The organism is Rhizobium sp. CF080 (assembly GCF_000282095.2).
Lineage (GTDB): Bacteria > Pseudomonadota > Alphaproteobacteria > Rhizobiales > Rhizobiaceae > Neorhizobium.
This window is the reverse complement of sequence record NZ_AKKC02000001.1, coordinates 70,966-90,288: the sequence shown is the minus strand read 5'-3', so window position 1 is coordinate 90,288 and position 19,323 is coordinate 70,966. Positions and strand designations below refer to the sequence as shown.

14 protein-coding genes are annotated in these 19,323 nt (G+C 63.3%); 5 read left to right on the top strand and 9 right to left on the bottom strand.

Features of this window, described 5'->3' with window-relative positions; translation table 11 throughout:
* Window positions 1–10: 10 nt before the first annotated feature.
* A complete protein-coding gene (locus PMI07_RS00460; RefSeq protein ID WP_007757486.1) occupies window positions 11–616 on the bottom strand; it encodes an energy-coupling factor transporter transmembrane protein EcfT in 606 nt (201 codons plus the stop codon).
* Window positions 613–1,290 carry an energy-coupling factor ABC transporter ATP-binding protein gene (locus PMI07_RS00455; protein ID WP_007757484.1) on the bottom strand — a complete coding sequence of 226 codons (678 nt, stop codon included), beginning with the start codon at window positions 1,288–1,290 and terminating at the stop codon, window positions 613–615. Before PMI07_RS00455 ends, PMI07_RS00460 begins: the two co-directional genes overlap by 4 nt.
* A gap of 108 nt (window positions 1,291–1,398) precedes the next feature.
* Here PMI07_RS00455 and PMI07_RS00450 point away from each other — a divergent pair, with 108 nt between their 5' ends.
* Entirely contained in the window at window positions 1,399–2,592 is a 1,194-nt protein-coding gene (locus PMI07_RS00450) for a winged helix-turn-helix domain-containing protein (protein WP_007757482.1), read from the top strand.
* A gap of 281 nt (window positions 2,593–2,873) precedes the next feature.
* Here the strand turns inward: PMI07_RS00450 and glgB are convergent, their stop codons facing one another.
* The 7 genes from glgB to PMI07_RS00415 form a co-directional block, all read right to left on the bottom strand.
* Window positions 2,874–5,081, bottom strand: a complete 2,208-nt coding sequence (gene glgB, locus PMI07_RS00445; RefSeq protein ID WP_024163434.1) for a 1,4-alpha-glucan branching protein GlgB — start codon at window positions 5,079–5,081, stop codon at window positions 2,874–2,876.
* The gene (gene treS, locus PMI07_RS00440; RefSeq protein ID WP_037084936.1) at window positions 5,078–8,341 is read right to left on the bottom strand and encodes a maltose alpha-D-glucosyltransferase; all 3,264 of its coding nucleotides are present in this window, start codon (window positions 8,339–8,341) and stop codon (window positions 5,078–5,080) included. The genes glgB and treS overlap by 4 nt, the downstream gene beginning before the upstream one ends.
* Before the next feature lie 64 nt (window positions 8,342–8,405).
* Window positions 8,406–11,660, bottom strand: a complete 3,255-nt coding sequence (locus tag PMI07_RS00435; protein WP_024163433.1) for a maltotransferase domain-containing protein — start codon at window positions 11,658–11,660, stop codon at window positions 8,406–8,408.
* 256 nt (window positions 11,661–11,916) lie between these two features.
* Window positions 11,917–12,894, bottom strand: coding sequence for a tripartite tricarboxylate transporter substrate binding protein (locus PMI07_RS00430; RefSeq protein WP_007757652.1), 978 nt, complete (start codon window positions 12,892–12,894; stop codon window positions 11,917–11,919).
* 334 nt (window positions 12,895–13,228) lie between these two features.
* Complete coding sequence (locus PMI07_RS00425; protein ID WP_037084870.1) at window positions 13,229–13,747, bottom strand: cupin; 519 nt, start codon at window positions 13,745–13,747, stop codon at window positions 13,229–13,231.
* Window positions 13,748–13,772: 25 nt separating this feature from the next.
* The gene (locus PMI07_RS00420; RefSeq protein ID WP_007757649.1) at window positions 13,773–14,057 is read right to left on the bottom strand and encodes a DUF3175 domain-containing protein; all 285 of its coding nucleotides are present in this window, start codon (window positions 14,055–14,057) and stop codon (window positions 13,773–13,775) included.
* A 62-nt stretch (window positions 14,058–14,119) separates the two neighbouring features.
* Window positions 14,120–15,112, bottom strand: a complete 993-nt coding sequence (locus PMI07_RS00415) for a LacI family DNA-binding transcriptional regulator (RefSeq protein ID WP_007757648.1) — start codon at window positions 15,110–15,112, stop codon at window positions 14,120–14,122.
* A gap of 208 nt (window positions 15,113–15,320) precedes the next feature.
* Between PMI07_RS00415 and PMI07_RS00410 the strand changes: the two genes are divergently transcribed.
* From PMI07_RS00410 to PMI07_RS00395, 4 genes are read left to right on the top strand one after another with little or no spacing between them, the layout of a single operon-like run.
* The gene (locus PMI07_RS00410; RefSeq protein ID WP_348626220.1) at window positions 15,321–16,109 is read left to right on the top strand and encodes a 6-phosphogluconolactonase; all 789 of its coding nucleotides are present in this window, start codon (window positions 15,321–15,323) and stop codon (window positions 16,107–16,109) included.
* Entirely contained in the window at window positions 16,102–16,881 is a 780-nt protein-coding gene (locus tag PMI07_RS00405) for an SIS domain-containing protein (RefSeq protein WP_007757646.1), read from the top strand. The genes PMI07_RS00410 and PMI07_RS00405 overlap by 8 nt, the downstream gene beginning before the upstream one ends.
* A gap of 2 nt (window positions 16,882–16,883) precedes the next feature.
* Window positions 16,884–18,023, top strand: coding sequence for an amidohydrolase family protein (locus PMI07_RS00400; RefSeq protein ID WP_007757644.1), 1,140 nt, complete (start codon window positions 16,884–16,886; stop codon window positions 18,021–18,023).
* Window positions 18,020–19,291 (top strand): neutral/alkaline non-lysosomal ceramidase N-terminal domain-containing protein, encoded by a 1,272-nt coding sequence (locus PMI07_RS00395; protein WP_024163431.1) that lies wholly within the window; start codon window positions 18,020–18,022, stop codon window positions 19,289–19,291. The genes PMI07_RS00400 and PMI07_RS00395 overlap by 4 nt, the downstream gene beginning before the upstream one ends.
* Window positions 19,292–19,323: the final 32 nt, after the last annotated feature.

Below are 19,323 nucleotides of genomic sequence, written 5' to 3'. Positions count from 1 at the left end.
TTATACGAGGTTATTTCTGCGCCCGGATGCCGCGTGCGTCAATGGCGGCGGCAATATCGTCGGCATTTTTGAGCGTCAGAATGATCAAGGGCACCGCGAGCGTCAGCGGCCTCGGCTTGAGACCGCGGGCGCGATGGGCATCTCGGATGGCCTGGTAACGGCTGAGGATTTCCGGCACGAAACGGATGACGAGGCCGATCGAAAGCCCGATATCCGCGGCCTTGACGACCCCTAAACGTTCGAGTGGCATGGCAAGCCGGGTGATCTCGTCGATGAAGTCGCCGGTGCTAGTGGTCGCCGTCACGGCCGCTGCGAAGAGGGCAAGCGCCGTCAGCCGCGTGGCGACGATCAGTGCATCGTGCCGGCCGTTGAGGACGAGGGTGAAGAGCGCAACGATGACGATGGTCAGCAGGATCGGCCGCAGCCGAAGCCAGGATTGGCGCCATCCGAGCCGGAGCGAGGCACAGACGATGCCGCCGAGCATGGCCGCGACCGAAAGAACGGCCGGCGAATGGACAAGGAATAGAACAAGGCTGAGTGCGGCAAGGCCGAGAAGTTTCGTCCGCGGCGAAAGCCGGTGCAGAAACGTGTCGCCCTCCACATAGAGCGTCTTCATGCGGCGAGCTCGCGGTAGCGGGCGATGACCTCAGCCGGCGCGCCGTCCTGGGCGAGGCGGCCTCCGTGGAAAAGCAGAACCCGGTCGAAATCGGCGATCAGGCCGAGGTCATGGCTGATGATGATGACGTTTTCGTCGAGGCCCTGGATCGTCCGCTCCACCAGGCCGTGGTTCTTGAGATCGAGCTGATTGGTCGGTTCGTCCATGATCAGGATATCCGGCTGGGTGACCAGAACCGAGGCGAGCGCCGCGAGCTGCAATTCGCCGCCGGAGAGCTCATGCGCACGCCGCTCGCCGAGATGGGCGATACCGAAACGGGCAAGCACGGCCTCGACCGCCGCCTCCGTGTCCGCCTTCGAGAGTTTTCGCGATTTCAGCCCCAGCGCGATATCCTCCTTGAGGATCGGCAGGATGATCTGGTTCTGCGGGTTCTGGAAGATGAAGCCTGCCTGGCCGCGAACCTTGTCGCCGTCCTTCACCGTATCGAAGCCGTTGACGGTCACCTGGCCTGTGGCAGGCGGCACCAGCCCGTTGATCATCCGCGCGAATGTCGTCTTGCCGGAGCCGTTGAGGCCGATGACGCCGATCCGCCGTTCGCTCAGCGACAGCGTCAGCGGATGGACGACGGTGCGTCCCTCGAAACGCGCTTCTGCCTGTTCGAAACGGATATCCAAGCCTGTCCCTCGATGTTCAGCGGTCTATAGACCGGAAGATGGGGAAGGGGAATGCGGAACCGAACGTGAACATTGAATCCGGCGCGGTGACATCCTAGTCTAGATGGCATGGCGATTCTCATTCCGAACGATCAGGCCCGCAAGATTTTCCTCGAACGGCAGCGGCTCTGCGAGCCGCCCGGCCGGGCGCTGACCAAATCCGGCCTGCTGCAGCTCATCGACGATCTCGGTTTCGTCCAGGTGGACAGTATTGCCACCGTCGAGCGCGCCCATCACATGATCCTGTTCTCGCGCAACCAGACCTACCGGCGCGAGCACCTTACTGCACTGTTGGAAAAAGACGGCGAGCTCTTCGAACACTGGACGCATGACGCCTCGATCATTCCGGCAAGCTTCTTCCGCTACTGGAAACACCGTTTTCGCCGCCGCGAGCCGGTCCTCGCCGAGCGCTGGAGGAAATGGCACGGCGAGGGGTTCGACGCGGCCTTCGAGGAGACCTTCCAGCACATCGCCGAAAACGGTTCGATCATGTCGCGCGACATGAAGGCCGAGGACCACAAGTCCGGCGGCTGGTGGAACTGGCATCCGAACAAGACGGCGCTCGAATATTACTGGCACACCGGCAAGCTGGCGATCGCCGGCCGCGTCAATTTCCAGAAGATCTACGACCTGATGGAACGGGTGATCCCGCCGCATCATCACGAGCCGGAGGTCAGCCACGAGGCCTTCATCGACTGGGCCTGCCGCGGTGCCATGACCCGCCTCGGTTTTGCGACCTCCGGCGAGCTTGCCGCCTTTTTCGATCTGGTTACGCCGGACGAGGCGAAGGACTGGGTGAAGTCCCGTCGCGATGAGTTGACGGAGGTGCTGATCGAGACGGCGGACGGCAGCCGCCCGCGCCCCTCCTTCGCCTTCCTCGGCTTTCCCGAAAACCTGGGTGAGATCCCCGAACCGCCCGCCCGCGTGCGCGTGCTGAGCCCCTTCGATCCGCTCCTGCGCAACCGCGACCGCGCCGAGCGGCTGTTCAACTTTTTCTACCGGATCGAGGTTTTCGTGCCGGAGCCGAAGCGCCAATACGGCTACTACGTCTTTCCGCTGCTCGAAGGCGACCGCATGATCGGTCGCATCGATATGAAGGCGGACCGCAAGTCGGGCGTGCTGGATGTGAAGCGGCTGTGGCTGGAAAAAGGTGTGCGCGCTTCGGCTGGGAGATTGGAGAAGCTGGAGGCGGAGCTGCTTCGGGTTGGGCGGTTCGCGGGGGTGGATAAGGTGACTTATCAGATGGGCTGGCGGGGGGAATAGGCACCGGCGAGTGAAAAACAACATCGCCCCTTGTGCCCGCGACACCCCCTCTGCCCTGCCGGACATCTCCCCCTCAAGGGGGGAGATCGGATGGAGCTACGCTCTCTCCCCCATCACGATCGCGGGCATGGAACTAAATACTTTCCGTTACCGCTAACTTCGCTCTTCGATGGGAGGCGGTGATCCCGCCTCCGGCGAATCTCCCCCTTGAAGAGGAGATGCCCGGCAGGGCAGAGGGGGGTGCCTCACGGCAAATTCCCGTTTCAACTTCAAGCCAAAACCTACCCCCGCCACCGCAAGAACACCGTCGCCAGCGGCGGCAGCACCACTTGTATGGAAAACGCCTTCCCATGCGCCGGCGCAGGTTCCGTCCAGGCTTCCGTCTGCCCCAGATTGGACCCGCCGTAGAGCGCCGCATCGGTGTTCAGCACCACCTCCCAGCGTCCCTCCGCCGGGACGCCAATGCGGTAGCCGTGCCGCGGCATCGGCGTGAGGTTCGAGGCGACCAGCACATGCGAGGATCGGTCTTCGTTGCTCCTCAACATGCCATAGACGGAATTCTCGGCATCGTCGGCCACCGCCCATTCGAAACCTTCATGATGCAGATCGCCGAACTGCAGCGCGGGTTCCTGGGCATAGAGCGTGTTCAGGTCGCGGATCAGCCGTTGGACGCCTGCGTGGTCGGGGCTGTCCAGCATGTCCCAGACGACCGAGCCGTCATGGTTCCACTCGGTCTCCTGCGCCAGTTCGCCGCCCATGAACATCAGCTTCTTGCCGGGATGGCCCCACATGAAGCCGTAATAGGCGCGAAGGTTGGCAAGTTTCTGCCAGTGGTCGCCCGGCATCTTGGCCATCAGCGAGCCCTTGCCGTGCACCACTTCGTCATGAGAGAGCGGCAGGATGAAGCGTTCGGAATAGGCATAGATCATTCCGAAGCTCATCGCCCCATGCTGGTATTTCCGGTAGACGGGATCATCCTGCATGTAATGCAGCGTGTCGTGCATCCAGCCCATGTTCCATTTGAAATCGAAGCCGAGGCCGCCCTCTTCGGCAGCCTTGGTGACGCCCGGCCAGGCGGTCGATTCCTCCGCCGCCGTGAACGCGTGCGGGCAGCGGTCATGGATGATACTGTTCAGGTGCTTGAAGAATTCGACGGCTTCCAGGTTCTCGCGCCCGCCATACTGGTTGGGGATCCATTCGCCCTCGTTGCGGCTGTAGTCGCGGTAGAGCATCGAGGCGACCGCATCGACCCGCAACGCATCGACATGGTAATGCTCGAGCCATTCGAGCGCCGAGGCGATCAGGAAACCTTTCACCTCGTTGCGGCCGAGATTGTAGATCAGCGTGTTCCAATCCCTGTGGAAACCTTCGCGAGGATCGGCATGTTCGTAGAGTGGCGTGCCGTCGAACTTGGCAAGACCCCAGACGTCGGTCGGGAAATGCGCCGGCACCCAGTCGAGGATGACGCCGATGCCCGCCGCGTGGCAGCGATCGATGAAATAGGCGAAATCTTCCGGCGTGCCGTGACGCCCGGTCGGGGCGAACAGTCCGAGCGGCTGATAACCCCAGGAGCCGCCGAACGGATGCTCCATGATCGGCAGCATTTCGATATGGGTAAAGCCGAGGTTGTGGACGTAAGGGATCAGCCGCTGGCTGAGTTCGACCCAGTCGAGATGGCGGTTGCCTTCTTCGGCGATCCGCAGCCACGAGCCGAGATGCACCTCGTAGATCGACATTGCCCCCTCGCGGGCGCGATCAGTGCGCTGCCTGCGCATCCAGTTCTCGTCGTTCCAGCGGAAGGGCTTGGAGGAGGCGACGATCGACGCCGTCGACGGCGCTGCCTCGCTGGAGCGGGCGACCGGGTCGGCCTTTTGCGCCAGCAGGGTGCCGTTGCCGTCCAGGATTTCGAACTTGTAGCGCTCGCCGTGGGTAAGGCGCGGAAGGAAGAGTTCCCAGATGCCGGCCTGCGTGCGAAGCCGCATCGGGTAGCGCCGTCCGTCCCAGGCGTTGAAATCACCGACGACCGAAACACGCCGCGCATTCGGCGCCCAAACCGCGAAGCGCACGCCCTCGATGCCCTCGACTTCCATCGGTATGGCGCCGAGCGTACGGCCGAGATCGTAGTGCGTGCCTTGGCCGATCAGGTGCAGGTCGAGATCGCCGAGCAGCAGCGGGAAGGAGTAGGGATCTTCCATCTCCTGGATGGCGTCCGGCCAGTGGATCCGGAAGAAATAGGGCGTCGTGCTGCCGGTCACCCCGGCAAACAATCCGCCTTCATGAATGGTCTCGAGTTCGGCCAGCACCTTGCCGGTATCGGCCTCCACGACTTCCACCGACAGCGCACCCGGCAGCAGCGCCCGGACCACGGTGAGGTTGCCGTATTGATGGCGTCCGAGGATCGAGAATGGATCGCCATGCCGTCCTTCCACAAGGGCCTGCAAGCCTTCGCTGACGGTGCCAATCATCAGGTCTGTGCGCTCGTATCTCATGAGACATTCTCCAGAAGTCGGGATGCGATCGCCGAGAAGCCGGCAAGCGGGAGGGGAAGCCAGTGCGGACGGCTGCGCACTTCGTAGGCGATCTCGTAGGCAGCCTTTTCAAGCAGGAAGAGATCAAGGATGCGCGCGCGGGCCTCCGGCGCGATGCGCAATTCTTGCGAATTCTCGGTCGCCTCGAAATAGGCATCGAGGAAGGCCGGTTCCGCCATTTCGATGAAACGGGCGACGAGCTCTCTGTGGCGGGCGTCGTCCACCTCGCTGACGATTTCCCGGTCGAGGTCGGCCGAGGCGGCGAGGTAGCTCAGCGACCGCAAAAGTCCCGCGACGTCGCGCAGCGGGTTGGTCTTGGCGCGGCGCTCGGCGAGGTCGCGGGTCGGTTCGCCTTCGAAGTCGATGATATAGGCGTCGCCCTCCGCGACCAGGATCTGGCCGAGATGGAAGTCGCCATGGTTGCGGGTCATCAGCGTGCCTTTCACCGCGCTCGCCAGATGTGTGGCGAGGCCGAGAAGGTCGTCGCGGCGTTCCAGAAGCCCCCGCACATCGCGAGCGATATCCGAATCCACGCCCTCGACCGTTTTTTCGAGGATCGCCAGACTGTGGGAAATCTGGCTCGTGACGGCCTCGCGCCACTTTTCGGCATCGGCCGCATTTGCCCGGACCGGTTGAAAGTCCGGGTCGTCGGTTGACTGGGCAAGCGCCGCATGCAATTCGCCGAGCCGTTTGCCGATGGTCGCGACCAAGTTTACCAGCGGCTTGAAATGCTCGTCCACCACCTCGCCTTCAAGACCGGTCACCACGATCTCGTCGATGGCGCGGCGCAGATTGCTGAGCATCCAGTTCCACGCGTCGCCCTGATTGCGGATCGCACTCTGAACGATGATCAGCGTGTAGCGGCTGCCATCCGGCGCCGTGCGGGCGACCTCGCCGAGCAGTTGCGCGGTGTTCTGATAACCGACATTGGTCAGATATCGGGTCATTTCGACTTCGGGATGCACGCCCGGGAAGACGTGGCGGATGAGCTTTACCATCGCCAGGTCGCCCAAAATAAGCGAACTGTTGGACTGCTCCGCCGAGAGCCAACGGACGGCCATGTCGTCGGTGACCGTCAGGCTGTCGAGGCTCTCCGTACCGATGAATTCCAATGTGCCGGCGCGGCCGGAAATCACCGAACGCTCGCCGAGGCCACGCATCACGCCGCGCGCCAAGCCCTCCATGGCGAACCCGTCGGTCAGGAAGCCGACACGACGGCCTTGGCGGATACGGGCCAGCGCAAGCTGCTGGGCGAGCGCGGTGGGCTGCGCATCGTCCCAGGACACCGCAAGCGGCAGCAGATAGGTGTCCTTGCGGCCATCCACCTCCGCCTCGAGCTCACCGAGCAGGATGTTGTTGGCGAAAGCGATCGGCGTTGCCGCGACCAGTGTGGCCCCATTCAGGACCTGCCCCTTGGAGCCGAACCAGCGGCGCTTGCCGAGATAGGCGGGAAGAACCTCGTTGGAGAGCGTGGCGGCAAGCCGGGGCTCGTCGACCAGTTCCTGCAGGTCGCGGCGGGTGACCATGGTCACCATGTCCTGCATCTGCTCCGGCGGCTCCTTGCGCCAGACGGGGCCGTCGGCTTCGGCCACGAGCTGGAACCAGAAGAAGCCGAACGGCTGCAGTGTCAGGAGATAGGTCAGCTGGCCGATCGGCGGGAAGGGCGACATGCCCGAAAGTTCGATCGGCACGCGGCCGGCGAAATGCGCCAGGTCGAGTTCCACCGCCTGCGGCAGGCGCGAGAGATTGGCGACGCAGAGGATGGTCTCGCCATTGTATTCGCGCAGATAGGCGAGGATCTTGCGATTGCCCGGCGTCAGGAATTTCAGCGAGCCCCGACCGAAGGCGGAGTGCTTGTTGCGCAATGCCAGCATGCGCCGGGTCCAGTTCAGCAGCGAATGGGCATCGGAGCCTTGCGCCTCGACATTCACCGCCTCGTACCCGTAGAGCGGGTCCATCACCGGCGGCAGAACGAGGCGGGCCGGATCGGCCTTGGAGAAACCGCCATTGCGGTCCGGCGACCATTGCATCGGGGTGCGCACCCCGTCGCGGTCGCCGAGATAGATGTTGTCGCCCATGCCGATCTCGTCGCCGTAATAGAGAACCGGCGTTCCGCGCATCGAAAGCAGCAGTGCATTCATCAGCTCGATGCGACGGCGGTCGCGTTCCATCAGGGGCGCAAGGCGGCGGCGGATGCCGAGATTGATGCGGGCGCGGCGATCGGCGGCATAGATGTTCCAGAGGTAGTCGCGCTCCTCGTCGGTCACCATTTCGAGCGTCAGCTCGTCATGGTTCCGCAGGAAGATCGCCCACTGGCAGTTTTCCGGGATTTCCGGCGTCTGGCGCATGATGTCGGTGATCGGGAAACGGTCTTCCTTGGCGATTGCCATGTACATGCGCGGCATCAGCGGGAAGTGGAACGCCATGTTGCATTCGTCGCCATTGCCGAAATACTCGTTCGTGTCCTCCGGCCATTGATTGGCCTCGGCGAGCAGCATCTTGCCGGGATGGGTGGAATCGAGCGAGGCGCGGATCTTCTTCAGGATCTCGTGCGTCTCGGGCAGGTTCTCGTTGTTTGTCCCCTCGCGCTCGACGAGATAGGGGATCGCGTCCAGCCGGAAGCCGTCGATGCCGGTATCCGCCCAGAAGCGCATGACGCCGAGCAATTCCTCCAGCACCTGCGGATTGTCGAAGTTGAGGTCCGGCTGGTGGGAGTAGAAGCGGTGCCAGTAATAGGCGCCGGCGACCGGGTCCCAGGTCCAGTTCGATTTTTCCGTGTCAAGGAAGATGATCCGGGTTTCGGGGAATTTCTGGTCGGTATCCGACCAGACGTAGAAATCCCGTTCCGGAGAGCCGGGCGGCGCATGCCGCGCCCGCTGGAACCACGGATGCTGATCGGAGGTATGATTGATGACAAGCTCGATAATCACCCGGATTCCGCGCTGGTGCGCCGCTTCGACGAAGGCCTGGAATTCTTCGATCGTGCCGTAGTCGGAGCTGACATTGCCGTAGTCGGCGATGTCGTATCCATCGTCGCGGCGCGGCGAGGGGAAGAAGGGCAGCAGCCAGATCGCGTTCGCCCCGAGCGAGGCGATATGGTCGAGCTTCTCGTGCAGGCCCTGAAAATCGCCGATCCCGTCATCATTCGCATCGAAGAACGATTTGATGTGGAGCTGGTAGATGACGGCGTCCTTGTACCACAACGGATCGCCATCATTCATCTGTGCCTGGTTTTGACCCTGGCCCCGGTTTGCACTCGTCATATCCATTTTTTGCTTTCCTCCCCTATCTCACGCGCCAGATCGCAAAGGGCAGGCCCCAATGGGGATCGAGCCGCAGCCTTTGCATCTTGCCGGTCCAGGTGAACTTTTGGCCGGTGATCAGGTCTTCGACGTCAAGTGTGCCATGGTCCGGGAGGTTCCATGACCAGAGCGGTATTTCGACATCCGCCTCCTGCACGTTGTGCGGATCGAGGTTGATCGCGATCAGCAGGACGTTCTCGCGACCGGCACTCGCCTTCTCGAAGAACATGATGTTGTCGTTCCAGGCGGTGAGAAGCTGCAGGCCGAGATGCGAATGCAGCGCCGGGTTCTCGCGGCGGATCCGGTTGAGCAGGGTGATCTCGCCCTTGATGTTGCCGGGACGGTCGTAGTCCCAGGCCCGGATCTCGTATTTCTCCGAATCCGCATATTCCTTGCGCTTGGCATCCGGCCGGCCCTCGCAAAGCTCGAAGCCGTTATAGACGCCCCAGAGACCGGACAGCGTCGCGGCAAGGGCGGCGCGGATCAGGTAGGCGGGACGCGGCGCGTTCTGCAGGAAGTCCGGGTTGATGTCGTGGGTGTTGACGAAGAAATGCGGCCGGAAGAACTCCTTCGGCTCCTCGGTGGTGATCTCGCGCATATACTCCTCGAGCTCCCACTTGGCATTGCGCCAGGTGAAATAGGTGTAGGACTGCGAGAAACCCACCTTGGCGAGCCGGTACATGACCTTCGGCTTGGTGAAGGCCTCCGACAGGAAAACGACCTCCGGATGCCGCGCCCGGATATCGGCGATCAGCCATTCCCAGAAGGGGAAGGGTTTCGTGTGCGGGTTGTCGACGCGGAAGAGCTTGACGCCGTTGTCGACCCATTTCTGCACGATGTCGCGAAGCTCGATCCAGAGCGAGGGGATCGCGTCATGGGCGTAGAAATCGACGTTGACGATGTCCTCGTATTTCTTCGGCGGGTTTTCCGCATAACGGATCGTCCCGTCCGGCCGCCAGTCGAACCAGCCGGGATGTGACTTCAGCCACGGGTGATCGGGTGAGGCCTGGATCGCCAGGTCGAGCGCGATTTCAAGGCCCTCGTCCTGGGCGGCGTCCATCAGCCGGCGGAAATCCTCGAACGTGCCGAGCGCCGGATGGATCGCGTCATGACCGCCGTCCTCCGAGCCGATCGCATAGGGGCTGCCCGGATCGTCCGGCGCGGGGCTCAGCGAGTTGTTCTTGCCCTTGCGGTTGGTCTTGCCGATCGGATGGACGGGCGGGAAATAGAGAACGTCGAAACCCATGTCGCGGATGGCGGGTAGCCGCTTGATGACGTCGTCGAACGTGCCGTGACGGTTCGGATCGCCACTCTGCGAGCGGGGAAAGATCTGATACCAGCTGGCGAAACCGGCAGCGATACGCTCGGCATCGACCTGGATTGCCTGTGAGCGGACCTTGAATGGTCGACGGTCGGCCTCCGCCATCAGCTCGGCGGTCTCCGGCGCCAGCAGGATTTCCGTGCGCTGCGGGTCCTGCACTTCGGTCAGCTTGTCGAACAGGGTTTTCAGCCGTGTCCTGATCCTGCCGGAGGAATTGTCCAGCGCATCGAGAACGAGGTTGATGCCTTCCTGGATTTCCAGCCTGAGATCGAGCCGCGCCTCGTGTTTCTTCACGAATTCATAGCGGAAGATCGCGAAGGGATTGCGCCAGGCTTCGATGACGAATTCATGCCGGCCCATGCGCTTCAGCGTGAATTCCGCATTCCAGCGATCGTTCAGGACGAGCTGCATGCGCTCTTCGGTCCATTCCGTCTCGTCGGCCGCGCGCCAGAGCAGCGCCGCCGCCAGCGGGTCGTGGCCGTCGCCAAAAATGTCCGCCTCGACCTTCACCGTCTCGCCGACCACCCGTTTGACCACGAAACGGCCGTCGTCGACGGACGGCGTGATCTTCTCGATCGCCAGCCGCGGCGAAGCGGTCGCCTTGTCTATCGAGGGCACCGGTGCCGCGTCCACGATCGGCACCGACGACCGGCCTTCGAAAATCCTGATCTCGCCGGGTTTCAGCTTGAGCTGTGCGGCAAAGGCTTCGCCATCCGCCTCCGGCGCTTCGAGCGGCAGGAAAGGCGCGGCCGCCTCGCGCAGCACGTTGAACGGAGCGGCCACGGAGCGACGCAGATCGCGGTTCAGAACCACGACGCGCACTTTCTGCGCGGAGCGCAGGTCTTCCCGGTCGGTCTGCATCAACGCCACGGCCGGCGTCTGGCTGGTGGAGATGAGCCGCAGCGGCTGGCGGGCAAAGCCGGCCGCGGTCTTGTTGGTGCCGGCGTTCACGCTTCGGATATCCGCCGAGAGATCGAACGATCCCTGCTCCCGCAGCCCCCTGATGCCCATTCCGTCGCCAAACAGCGGGTCGAGTGGCGTCGTCGCGCCGAATTCGAAGCCCATCGGGATCATTAGCCCGCTCGCGAAGGTCGATGCGAGTTTCAGCGACCGGATTGCCTTCCTCTGCAGCACTTCGCAACTGTCGGTGCCATGGGCGATGCGTTTGCCGAAAGGTGCTTCCGGAAACGTGACCTGATAACCGAGCTGCCGCTGGATCTGGTATTCGTCGAGGATCCAGCGCTCCTCGAGGTTCCACCAGGCAAGCGACGAGAAACTGCCGTCGAAACCGGCCCCCTCGAGCGCCCGTCGATCCTCGAACGAGGTGCCGGGCGTCCATGCCAGAAAGGCGGTTTCCGGCGCGGTCTTGCGGGTCGATACGATAAGGTCGTACCAGGCTTCCGGCGCCAGGCGGCCGATGCCGAGGCAGCGGAAACCGGCAATCCCGAGATCGGTGAGCTGCGCCATCCGCTTGCGCCAATCCTCGATATGACGGGCTTCGCTCATGAAGTCGATGCCGCGGCTGCCGCTGTCCCGCGGCGTGATACGCGGATCGGCGAGGATCGGGCCGGCATGTTCGGCGTCCACGGCGACCCTATCGACCACGAGGTCGAGCATCAGCTTGATCTTGCTTTCGCGCGCCGCCTGGATCAGGGCCTTGATACCGTCCTGGACGGAAGAGCCGAGCTGAAGCTCCGGGTCGAGCCGGTCGAAGTCCTTCGTCACGAAGACGCTCGCATTGTGGCCCCGCTCGAAAAGCGGCGCCGTCAGCACCGTGTCGAAGCCGAGATTCCTCGCATGCGCAAAAACCTCTCGCCACGCGTCGAGCCCCCTCAGCATCAGGGGATGAACGTAGTAAATCTGTGGTGGGAGTTGCGCGAGGGATGTCCCGGCGATGAATTGGGGACGCGTGTTCATGGGATTTGCCTCGCCGTCGATTAGAGCCGTCGAATTGGCGGTCTAACTGTCGAGCGGCGGTGCTGGTTCCGATAAAATTGCCTGACTCACGCGGTTTCTCATCCCTCAGGCGTGCATCTTCAGCGAAGCTATTGATGCAGATGAACAATCCGGAGTTGTTTCTGTGGGCGCATTATCAGCTCTATTCTGGCACGCTGAAACGGAAAAGGCCGGAGATCCCCTCCAGCCTTTCCGATCTGGTCATGCCTCTGGAAGCTTACTGCTTTTCGATCTTGCCGATCTTGGCCCACTCTTCCCAGCGCTTGGTGTCCATCGTCGCATAGTCGAGGGTCGCCTTCGGGCTGTCGAGCGTCATCGGCTCGCCGCCATTGGTGCCGACGAACTTGCGGGCTTCTTCGCTGGTGGTGACCTGGGTCATCACCTTGTGCATCTTGTCGAGAATATCCTTCGGCGTGCCCTTGGGCGCGGCGAGAACCCACCAGATGCGCACGTCGACATTCGGGACGCCTTCTTCCGCGAAAGTCGGGATGTCCGGCACCGAGGAAATGCGCTTCGCCGTGCTGACCGCCAGCACGCGCAGCGTTCCGTCGCGCGAGCGGGCAAGGCCGAAGACCGGATCGCCGACCATGTAGTCGATCGCGCCGCTTGCAAAGTCGTTGAGCGAGTCCGCGCTGGTCTTGTAGCGCACCTGAAGTGTGTCCGGCACGCCGGTATTGGCCTTGTACATTTCGGCAAGGATGACAGACGGGAAGTTCGACGTGGCGTAGGAGCCCTTGGCGCCCTTTTCCTTCATCGCCTTGCTCAGGTCGGAAATCTTCTGGTAGGGCGACTTGGCGTTGACCAGCATCATGAATGCCTGGCTGAACACCGGCGCGACATAGTCAAAGTCCTTGAGCGGATCATAGGGCGGGGCGTTGAAGACGTAGGGCGCCGCCGTGAACTGGTCGGCCGAACCGATCAGCATCGTATAGCCGTCCGGCTTGGCGTTCTTGAGTGCGACGACCGAAAGGCTTCCGAGACCGCCCGGCTTGTTATCGACGATGACGGTCTGCTTCAGCTGTTCCTCGAGTTTCTTGGCGAAGAAGCGGGCGTAGACGTCCGCGCCGCTGCCGGCCGGGAAACCGGCGATCAGCGTGATCTGCCGGGTCGGATATTCGTCGGCGGCGGTGGCAGTGCCGCCCGGAATGTATGCGGAAAACACCAGCGCCAGGGCGCCTGCTAGAAATCGCTTCACTGCACTCTCCTCCTAGAGTTCAGTCCGGCACCTCGCGGGCAAGCCGGAGTGTGATGTGACGCGAACAGTCTCCTCCCGTTCGCGTCGTGATATAAGGAAGCCATACATTTTGGAGGTCGTCAAACGCTCTGCTGTCGTGAATGGCCCTCAAGCCGAAATCTAATGGCTCCAAGGGGCGCGCTTATGCTGCAACGTTGCAATGCTTGTTTTGTGGGCGAATTCCGGCACGAAACGGCGATATTCCGCCGCCTGGAAAGTTCGGCCAAGACAGGGAGGCTCGTCATTGTTGGGGCACTCGCCGAGAGATGTGGATTGCATGGAGGCAACTGGAAAATCAACGTCGCGACCATGCGCGAAGAAGGGCGCCGTCGGCGCCTTCGACGGGATCGGTCTTTGGAAGCGGCAGGCGCGCAATGGTGTCGAGCTGCACCTGGTCTGCCGGTCCGGTCTGTATGTCCGCGTCCTGTCCGGGCGGGTAGGCGCCGACCACCAGGAAATCCCGGCTGGCATCGATCCGCCTGTGGCCGGTGCCGGCCGGCAAGATCAGGCAGTCTCCGGCATGGACGCTCAGTTCGGCGCCGGCCGGCCCGCCGATCAGCAACCGCGCCCGGCCGCCGGCGATCCCCAGCACCTCATGAGCGCCGGTGTGATAGTGCTGGTAGTCGAAGACGCCGTTGCGCCAGATGCCCTGCCAGCCATTCGACTGGAACCGATCTTCGAACTTCGGCGCCATCTCCCCTTCGGCCGGGATGGCGTTGCGATAGATCAGCACCGGCAGATCGGGATTGTTCGGCACCCAGTCGCTGAATTCGAAGAGAATGGTTTCGATGGTGACATCGGCGGCGGAGGTCATGCTGTCGAGGCTTGGCGGGGTGGTTTTAATGCTTCGGTTCACGGCCGAAATCCTTGCGAAGCTCATCCTTGGCCTTCTCCAGCGTGGCGCGGCGCGATTTCGAAAGCTGGCCGCCGGCGCGGTTGATGTAGAAATTCAGCATCGACATGGCCGACTGGAACGGGCTCGACTTGCGACGCTGACTGGCTTCGGCGGAATGCTTGAGGGACTCGGCGATCTTTTTCGGACTGCGCGATTTGAACACGCCATCCCTCAGGTCCATCGCGTCGCTGTGCTCGGTCACGTCCTGCGACCATTTTTTCTTCGGCATGAAAACCTCCCTTGTAAAGGTTGGACTTCCATCCAACCTGCCGCGGAGGCCAAGGTTCCCATCTATCGCAAGGCGGTGGTCGTATTGCGCACCACAAGATGTGTTTCCAGCACGTAGCGCACGTCGCGGATGGCCCGAGACTGCAGCATGTCGAGGAGCAGCGAGACGGCCACCCGGCCGGCCTCCGTCGAGCGGTTGGAGACCGAGGTGAGGGCAGGATAGGTGACGGCGCCGAGCACGTCGTCGCAGCCGATCAGGCTGAAATCTGACGGCACCGAGACGCGCTTTTCGGAAAGCCCGGCGAGCACGCCCTGGGCTGTCAGGTCATCGAACGCGACGGCTGCCGTGGCGCCGGTGGCAAGGATCGCGCTCACCGCGTTGCGGCCGGAATTATAGCTCGCCAGCACTGCCGGTACGGTTTCCACCACGATATCCAGCCTTGATGCGGCGGCCTTGATGGCGGTGCGGCGCTGCTTGTTCGACCAGGAATTCGACGGGCCGCTGACATAGACGATCCGGCGATGTCCGAGCTTGGCGAGATGTTCGACCGCTTCGCGCACACCCGAACCGCTGTCGATCAGCACGCGCGGAATGCCGTCGATATCGCGGTTGATCAAGACCAGCGGCAACAGGCCCGCATGGGCGCGGATGCGCTCGTCCGAGAGGCGCGAGGAGGCGAGCACGAGGCCTTCCACCTGGCCGGCGAACCGGCCGACCAGCTTGTCCTCCTGCTTGGGGTTTTCTTCGGTATTGCCGAGGAAGATGCAGAAATCGGAACGGTCCGCTTCGAGCTGGGCCGCCTGGATCAGAGGTGGAAAGAACGGGTTGGCGATATCGGGCACGATCAGCCCGACATTGCCGTGCCGCCCGGTGCTGAGTGCCCGCGCCGTATGGTTCGGCACGTAGCCGAGCGCTTCGGCCGCCTTCATGATGCGGGTCACAGTTTCCGGGGAGAGCATGTCCGGCCGCGTGAAGGCGCGCGAGACGCTGGAACGCGCAACGCCTGCCGCATCGGCGACCTGGCTGATGGTGACGCCCTTGGTCCGTTTGATCATGGAAATTGAGAACTCGCCCGTTTGGCTTGGCACTTAACATGAAGTCCGCTGCGCTATCAATTCTGACGCGAAGACTGACATTCATCCACTTGACATGCAACCGGTTGCATGGAACTCTTTCATTAACAAAAGTGGGGACCTGCAAGGGATGCGGCGACGCATCGCCACTGCCCGGACGGTTCCCTCCCAGACGACATGGAGACCGCGTTTGAGCTTCGCCACCGCCCATCGTCCTTCGCCGGAAACGCGGCGGACCTTCGACCGTCTCTCGGTCGAAAGCTTCGCAACACGGGCCGAGATGGGCGCCGCCGCGGCCGCCGATATTGCCGCCGCCTTGACCGAGCGCCTCGCTAACCAAGCGGACGTCCGCATGGTCTTTGCCGCCGCCCCCAGCCAGGCCGATATGCTGAAGGCGCTCTGCGCCGTGCCGGGCATCGACTGGGGCCGCGTCACCGCCTTCCACATGGATGAATATATCGGCCTGTCGCCGTCCTCGCCGGCGCGGTTCGTCAACTGGCTGGATGAGCATGTGTTCGGCAAGCTGCCGTTCGCCGCCGTGCACCGCATCACCCCTGAGCCGGATGCGAGCGCCGAAGTCCGTCGTTACGCCGATCTGCTGAACGAGGCGCCGATCGATTTCGTCTGCCTCGGCATCGGCGTCAACGGCCATATCGCCTTCAACGACCCGCCGGTCGCCGATTTCAACGATCCGCTGGACGTCAAGATCGTCGAACTGGACGATATCTGCCGCCAGCAGCAGGTCGATGACGACTGTTTCCCGGATATCGCGTCGGTGCCCAACGAGGCGATCACGCTGACGGTGCCGCGCCTGTTGCGCGCTGACCGGATGTTCTGCGTCGTGCCGGGCGCCGTCAAGCGCGACGCCGTTTCGAAAACGCTTTACGGCCCGCTGACCACCGAATGCCCGGCCAGCGTCCTGCGCTTCCACGCCGCCTGCACCCTCTATATCGACAAGGATTCTGACCCCGATGCCTGAGACCCCCGTCATCGATACGGATGCGCTCTGCGAAGGTTATTTCGCCTCGACTCAAGGCTTGATGCGCCGGGTCCTGGAAGAGGAAAAGGCCCCGCTCGATCAGGCGGCGTCAAAACTCGCCGACCAGATTGCCGCCGACCGGCTGGTGCATATCTACGGCCCCGGCGGCCATTCCAATCTCGCCTCGCAGGAAGTCTTCTTCCGCGCCGGCGGGCTGATGCATATCAGCGCCATTCTCGATGAAGGCACGCTTCTGTCGAACGGCGCGCTCCGTTCCATGGCGATCGAGCGCACGCCGGGTTACGGCAAGGTGGTGATTGCAAACCAGCGACTCGGCGACACCGACCTGCTGATCCTCGTCAACGCCTACGGCATCAACGCGGCGCTGATCGATGCGGCCCTGGAGGCGAAACGCCGCGGTGCCTTCCTGATCGGTGTCAGCTCCCGCGAACACGCTTCGAAAACCTCGCCGGATCATCCGGCGCGCCACCCGACCAAACAGAACCTGCATGACATCGTCGACATCGCTATCGACTGCAAGGTGCCGATCGGCGATGCGGTCGTGAAGGTCCCCGGCATGGGTGAAAACATCGCGGCGATCTCCACCTTCGCCAACGCGTTCACGCTGAATTGCCTGGTCATCCGCACGGTGGCGAAGCTTGTCGAACGGGGGATGGAGCCGCCGGTCTGGCGCAGCGGCAATGCGCCGGGAGGCGACGAGGCGAACGGCCGTTTCATCGCCAATTTCCAGGGCAGGGTGAGGGCGCTCTGACCATGGTTGTCGACGGTATCGATCCCCGCACCGGCAGAGGTTTTGCGATCGAAATCGCCGATGGCACGATTGCCGCCATCCGTCCGGCGGAAAATACCGGTCCATTTTATCTCTCCGCCGGGCTGATCGACCTGCAGGTCAACGGCTACCGTGGTTTTGACCTGAACAATGGCGAGGTCACCCCAAACATCCTGCTGTCGCTCTGCGAGGAGATGCTGAGCGTCGGGGTCACGACCTGGCTACCGACCATTATCACGGCCTCCGAGGCCTCCATCCTTCAGGCGCTCGCCGATATCGCAAGAATCCGTGCCGGTCACCAGTTGATCGCCGAAATGGTGCCGGGCATACATGTCGAAGGCCCCTCTATCTCCGATAAGGACGGTCCACGCGGCGCTCATCCTTTAGCCCATGTCCGCCCGCCGTCTATCGCCGAATTCGATCGCTGGCAGCAGGCGTCGGGCAATCTGGTTTCGATGGTGACGATCGCGCCGGAACATGAAGGAAGCATCGAATACATCCGTGCGCTGACGGCGAGGGGAGTCCACGTGGCGCTCGGCCACACAGCCGCAACGCCGGAGGAAATCCATGCGGCGGCGGAAGCGGGTGCGGTCCTCTCCACTCATCTCGGCAATGGTGCTGCCGCGATGCTGCCGCGCCATCCGAATTTCATCTGGGCGCAGCTTGCCGACGACCGGTTGACGGCAAGCTTCATTGCCGACGGCTGGCATCTACCGGCCGACACATTCAAGGCCATGCTGCGCGCCAAGGGTTCGGATCGCGCCATCCTCGTGTCCGACATGGTGGCGCTCGCCGGCATGCCCGCCGGCATCTACGACCAGCCGGTCGGCGGCCGGGTCGAGGTATCACCCGAGGGCCGGATCAGCGTTGCCGGCACGCCCTATCTCGCCGGTGCCAGCCTGCCGCTATCGGCCAATATCGCGATCGCATCGCAGATGGCGGGCCTTCCGCTGGCCGATACACTTTTGCTCGCAACCCGCAATCCCGGCCACTTTGTCGGCGGTCGCGGCCTGCTGGAAGTCGGCGCCCGTGCCGATCTCATCCGTTTCGAATGGTCGGAAGGCGTGCGCGAGCTGAAGGTGCGGGAAGCCTGGGTCCACGGCGAGAAGGCGTTCTGCGCATGATCCAAGCCGGAGCCGCCATCGTCGATATCACCCCGCCGCCGGGTCTTGCCATGTCCGGTTTTGCGGCCCGCACCCTGCCGGCCAAGGGCGCTCATGATGCCCTCGCGGCCCGTGCCGTGGTAGTCGGGGACACGGCGGTCGTCGTTGCCGACGTCATCGGCATCGATGCCGCGGCGAGCGCTCGGATCCGCGAGCGCTGCGTCCTTCCGGCGGAGAACGTCGTGGTCGCCGCACTCCACAATCACGGCGGCCCGGTTTCCATGGCCGGCCGGCTCAGCATCGCAGCCGATCCAGCCTATCTGGCGCGGCTGGAAGATGCCTGCGTCGCCGCCATCGACAAGGCCGCCACCATGCGCCGGCCGGCAACGGTTACTGTGGGGCAGGGAAGTGATCCGGGGATTGCGCGTAATCGGCGCCATCCGGGCGGACCCGTGGACACTTCCCTGCCGCTCCTTCGCATCCGCGCCACGGATGGCAGCATGATCGCCTTGATCACCGCCTACGCCTGCCACCCGGTGGTGCTGGCGGCCGACAATCTCCTCTGGACGGCCGATTATCCTCATTTCGTGCGGCAGGCACTCGAGGAAACCTATCCGGGCGCAGTCGCGCTGTTCATGACCGGCTGCGTCGGTGATGCCAATACCGGCCACTCGGCGCATGCCTCGATCTCGCTTGCGGCGAACCAGGATCGCAGCTTTGCTGCCGCCGAAAGCATCGGCCGCAAGATCGCCGAGGCAGCGCTCGGCGCCGCGGAACGGCCGGTTTCCGACACCGTACATGCCTGCAACGGCACCGTCAGTCTCGCCTTCGAGCGCCGCGAGACCGAAGCCTCCGAAATTCTCGAAAACCGCTGGCGGGACGAGGCTTTGACCGCCGAACCCGCCCGCAAAAGCTTGCTCGGCTATTGGGCCGATTGGGCGCGCGACATCGCGCCCCTCAAGCCTGAATCGCTCCCGGCGCGGGTGACCGTGCTCGATTGGGGCGGCGTGCCGATCGTGGCGTTGCCGGGCGAGATCTTTGCGGAGACGGCGCTGACCATCCGTACGAGCCTTGGCGCGGACAAGCCGGCCTTCGTCATCGGTTTTGCCGGCGACAATCCCGGCTACATCCCGCCGGCCAGCGAATTCCAGTTCGGCGGTTACGAAGTCGACGAGGCGCACCGCTATTACGGCCTGGCCGCGACCTTCGCGCCGGGCTCTGCCGAAGCGCTCGCGGCCTGCGCTATCGAACTCGCGAAAGCCACCTCCAGCGGAAGCGGGGCCGCATGAGCCGATGGGCCGTCACAAACGATCCGATGCTT

Bases quoted from the DNA above. Each gene is read 5' to 3' on its own strand.
- PMI07_RS00460 (WP_007757486.1), bottom strand. From the start codon at position 616: ATGAAGACGCTCTATGTGGAGGGCGACACGTTTCTGCACCGGCTTTCG.
- PMI07_RS00450 (WP_007757482.1), top strand. From the start codon at position 1,399: ATGGCGATTCTCATTCCGAACGATCAGGCCCGCAAGATTTTCCTCGAA.
- glgB (WP_024163434.1), bottom strand. From the start codon at position 5,081: ATGAGATACGAGCGCACAGACCTGATGATTGGCACCGTCAGCGAAGGC.
- treS (WP_037084936.1), bottom strand. From the start codon at position 8,341: ATGAATGATGGCGATCCGTTGTGGTACAAGGACGCCGTCATCTACCAG.
- PMI07_RS00435 (WP_024163433.1), bottom strand. From the start codon at position 11,660: ATGAACACGCGTCCCCAATTCATCGCCGGGACATCCCTCGCGCAACTC.
- PMI07_RS00425 (WP_037084870.1), bottom strand. From the start codon at position 13,747: ATGACCTCCGCCGCCGATGTCACCATCGAAACCATTCTCTTCGAATTC.
- PMI07_RS00420 (WP_007757649.1), bottom strand. From the start codon at position 14,057: ATGCCGAAGAAAAAATGGTCGCAGGACGTGACCGAGCACAGCGACGCG.
- PMI07_RS00415 (WP_007757648.1), bottom strand. From the start codon at position 15,112: ATGATCAAACGGACCAAGGGCGTCACCATCAGCCAGGTCGCCGATGCG.
- PMI07_RS00405 (WP_007757646.1), top strand. From the start codon at position 16,102: ATGCCTGAGACCCCCGTCATCGATACGGATGCGCTCTGCGAAGGTTAT.
- PMI07_RS00400 (WP_007757644.1), top strand. From the start codon at position 16,884: ATGGTTGTCGACGGTATCGATCCCCGCACCGGCAGAGGTTTTGCGATC.
- PMI07_RS00395 (WP_024163431.1), top strand. From the start codon at position 18,020: ATGATCCAAGCCGGAGCCGCCATCGTCGATATCACCCCGCCGCCGGGT.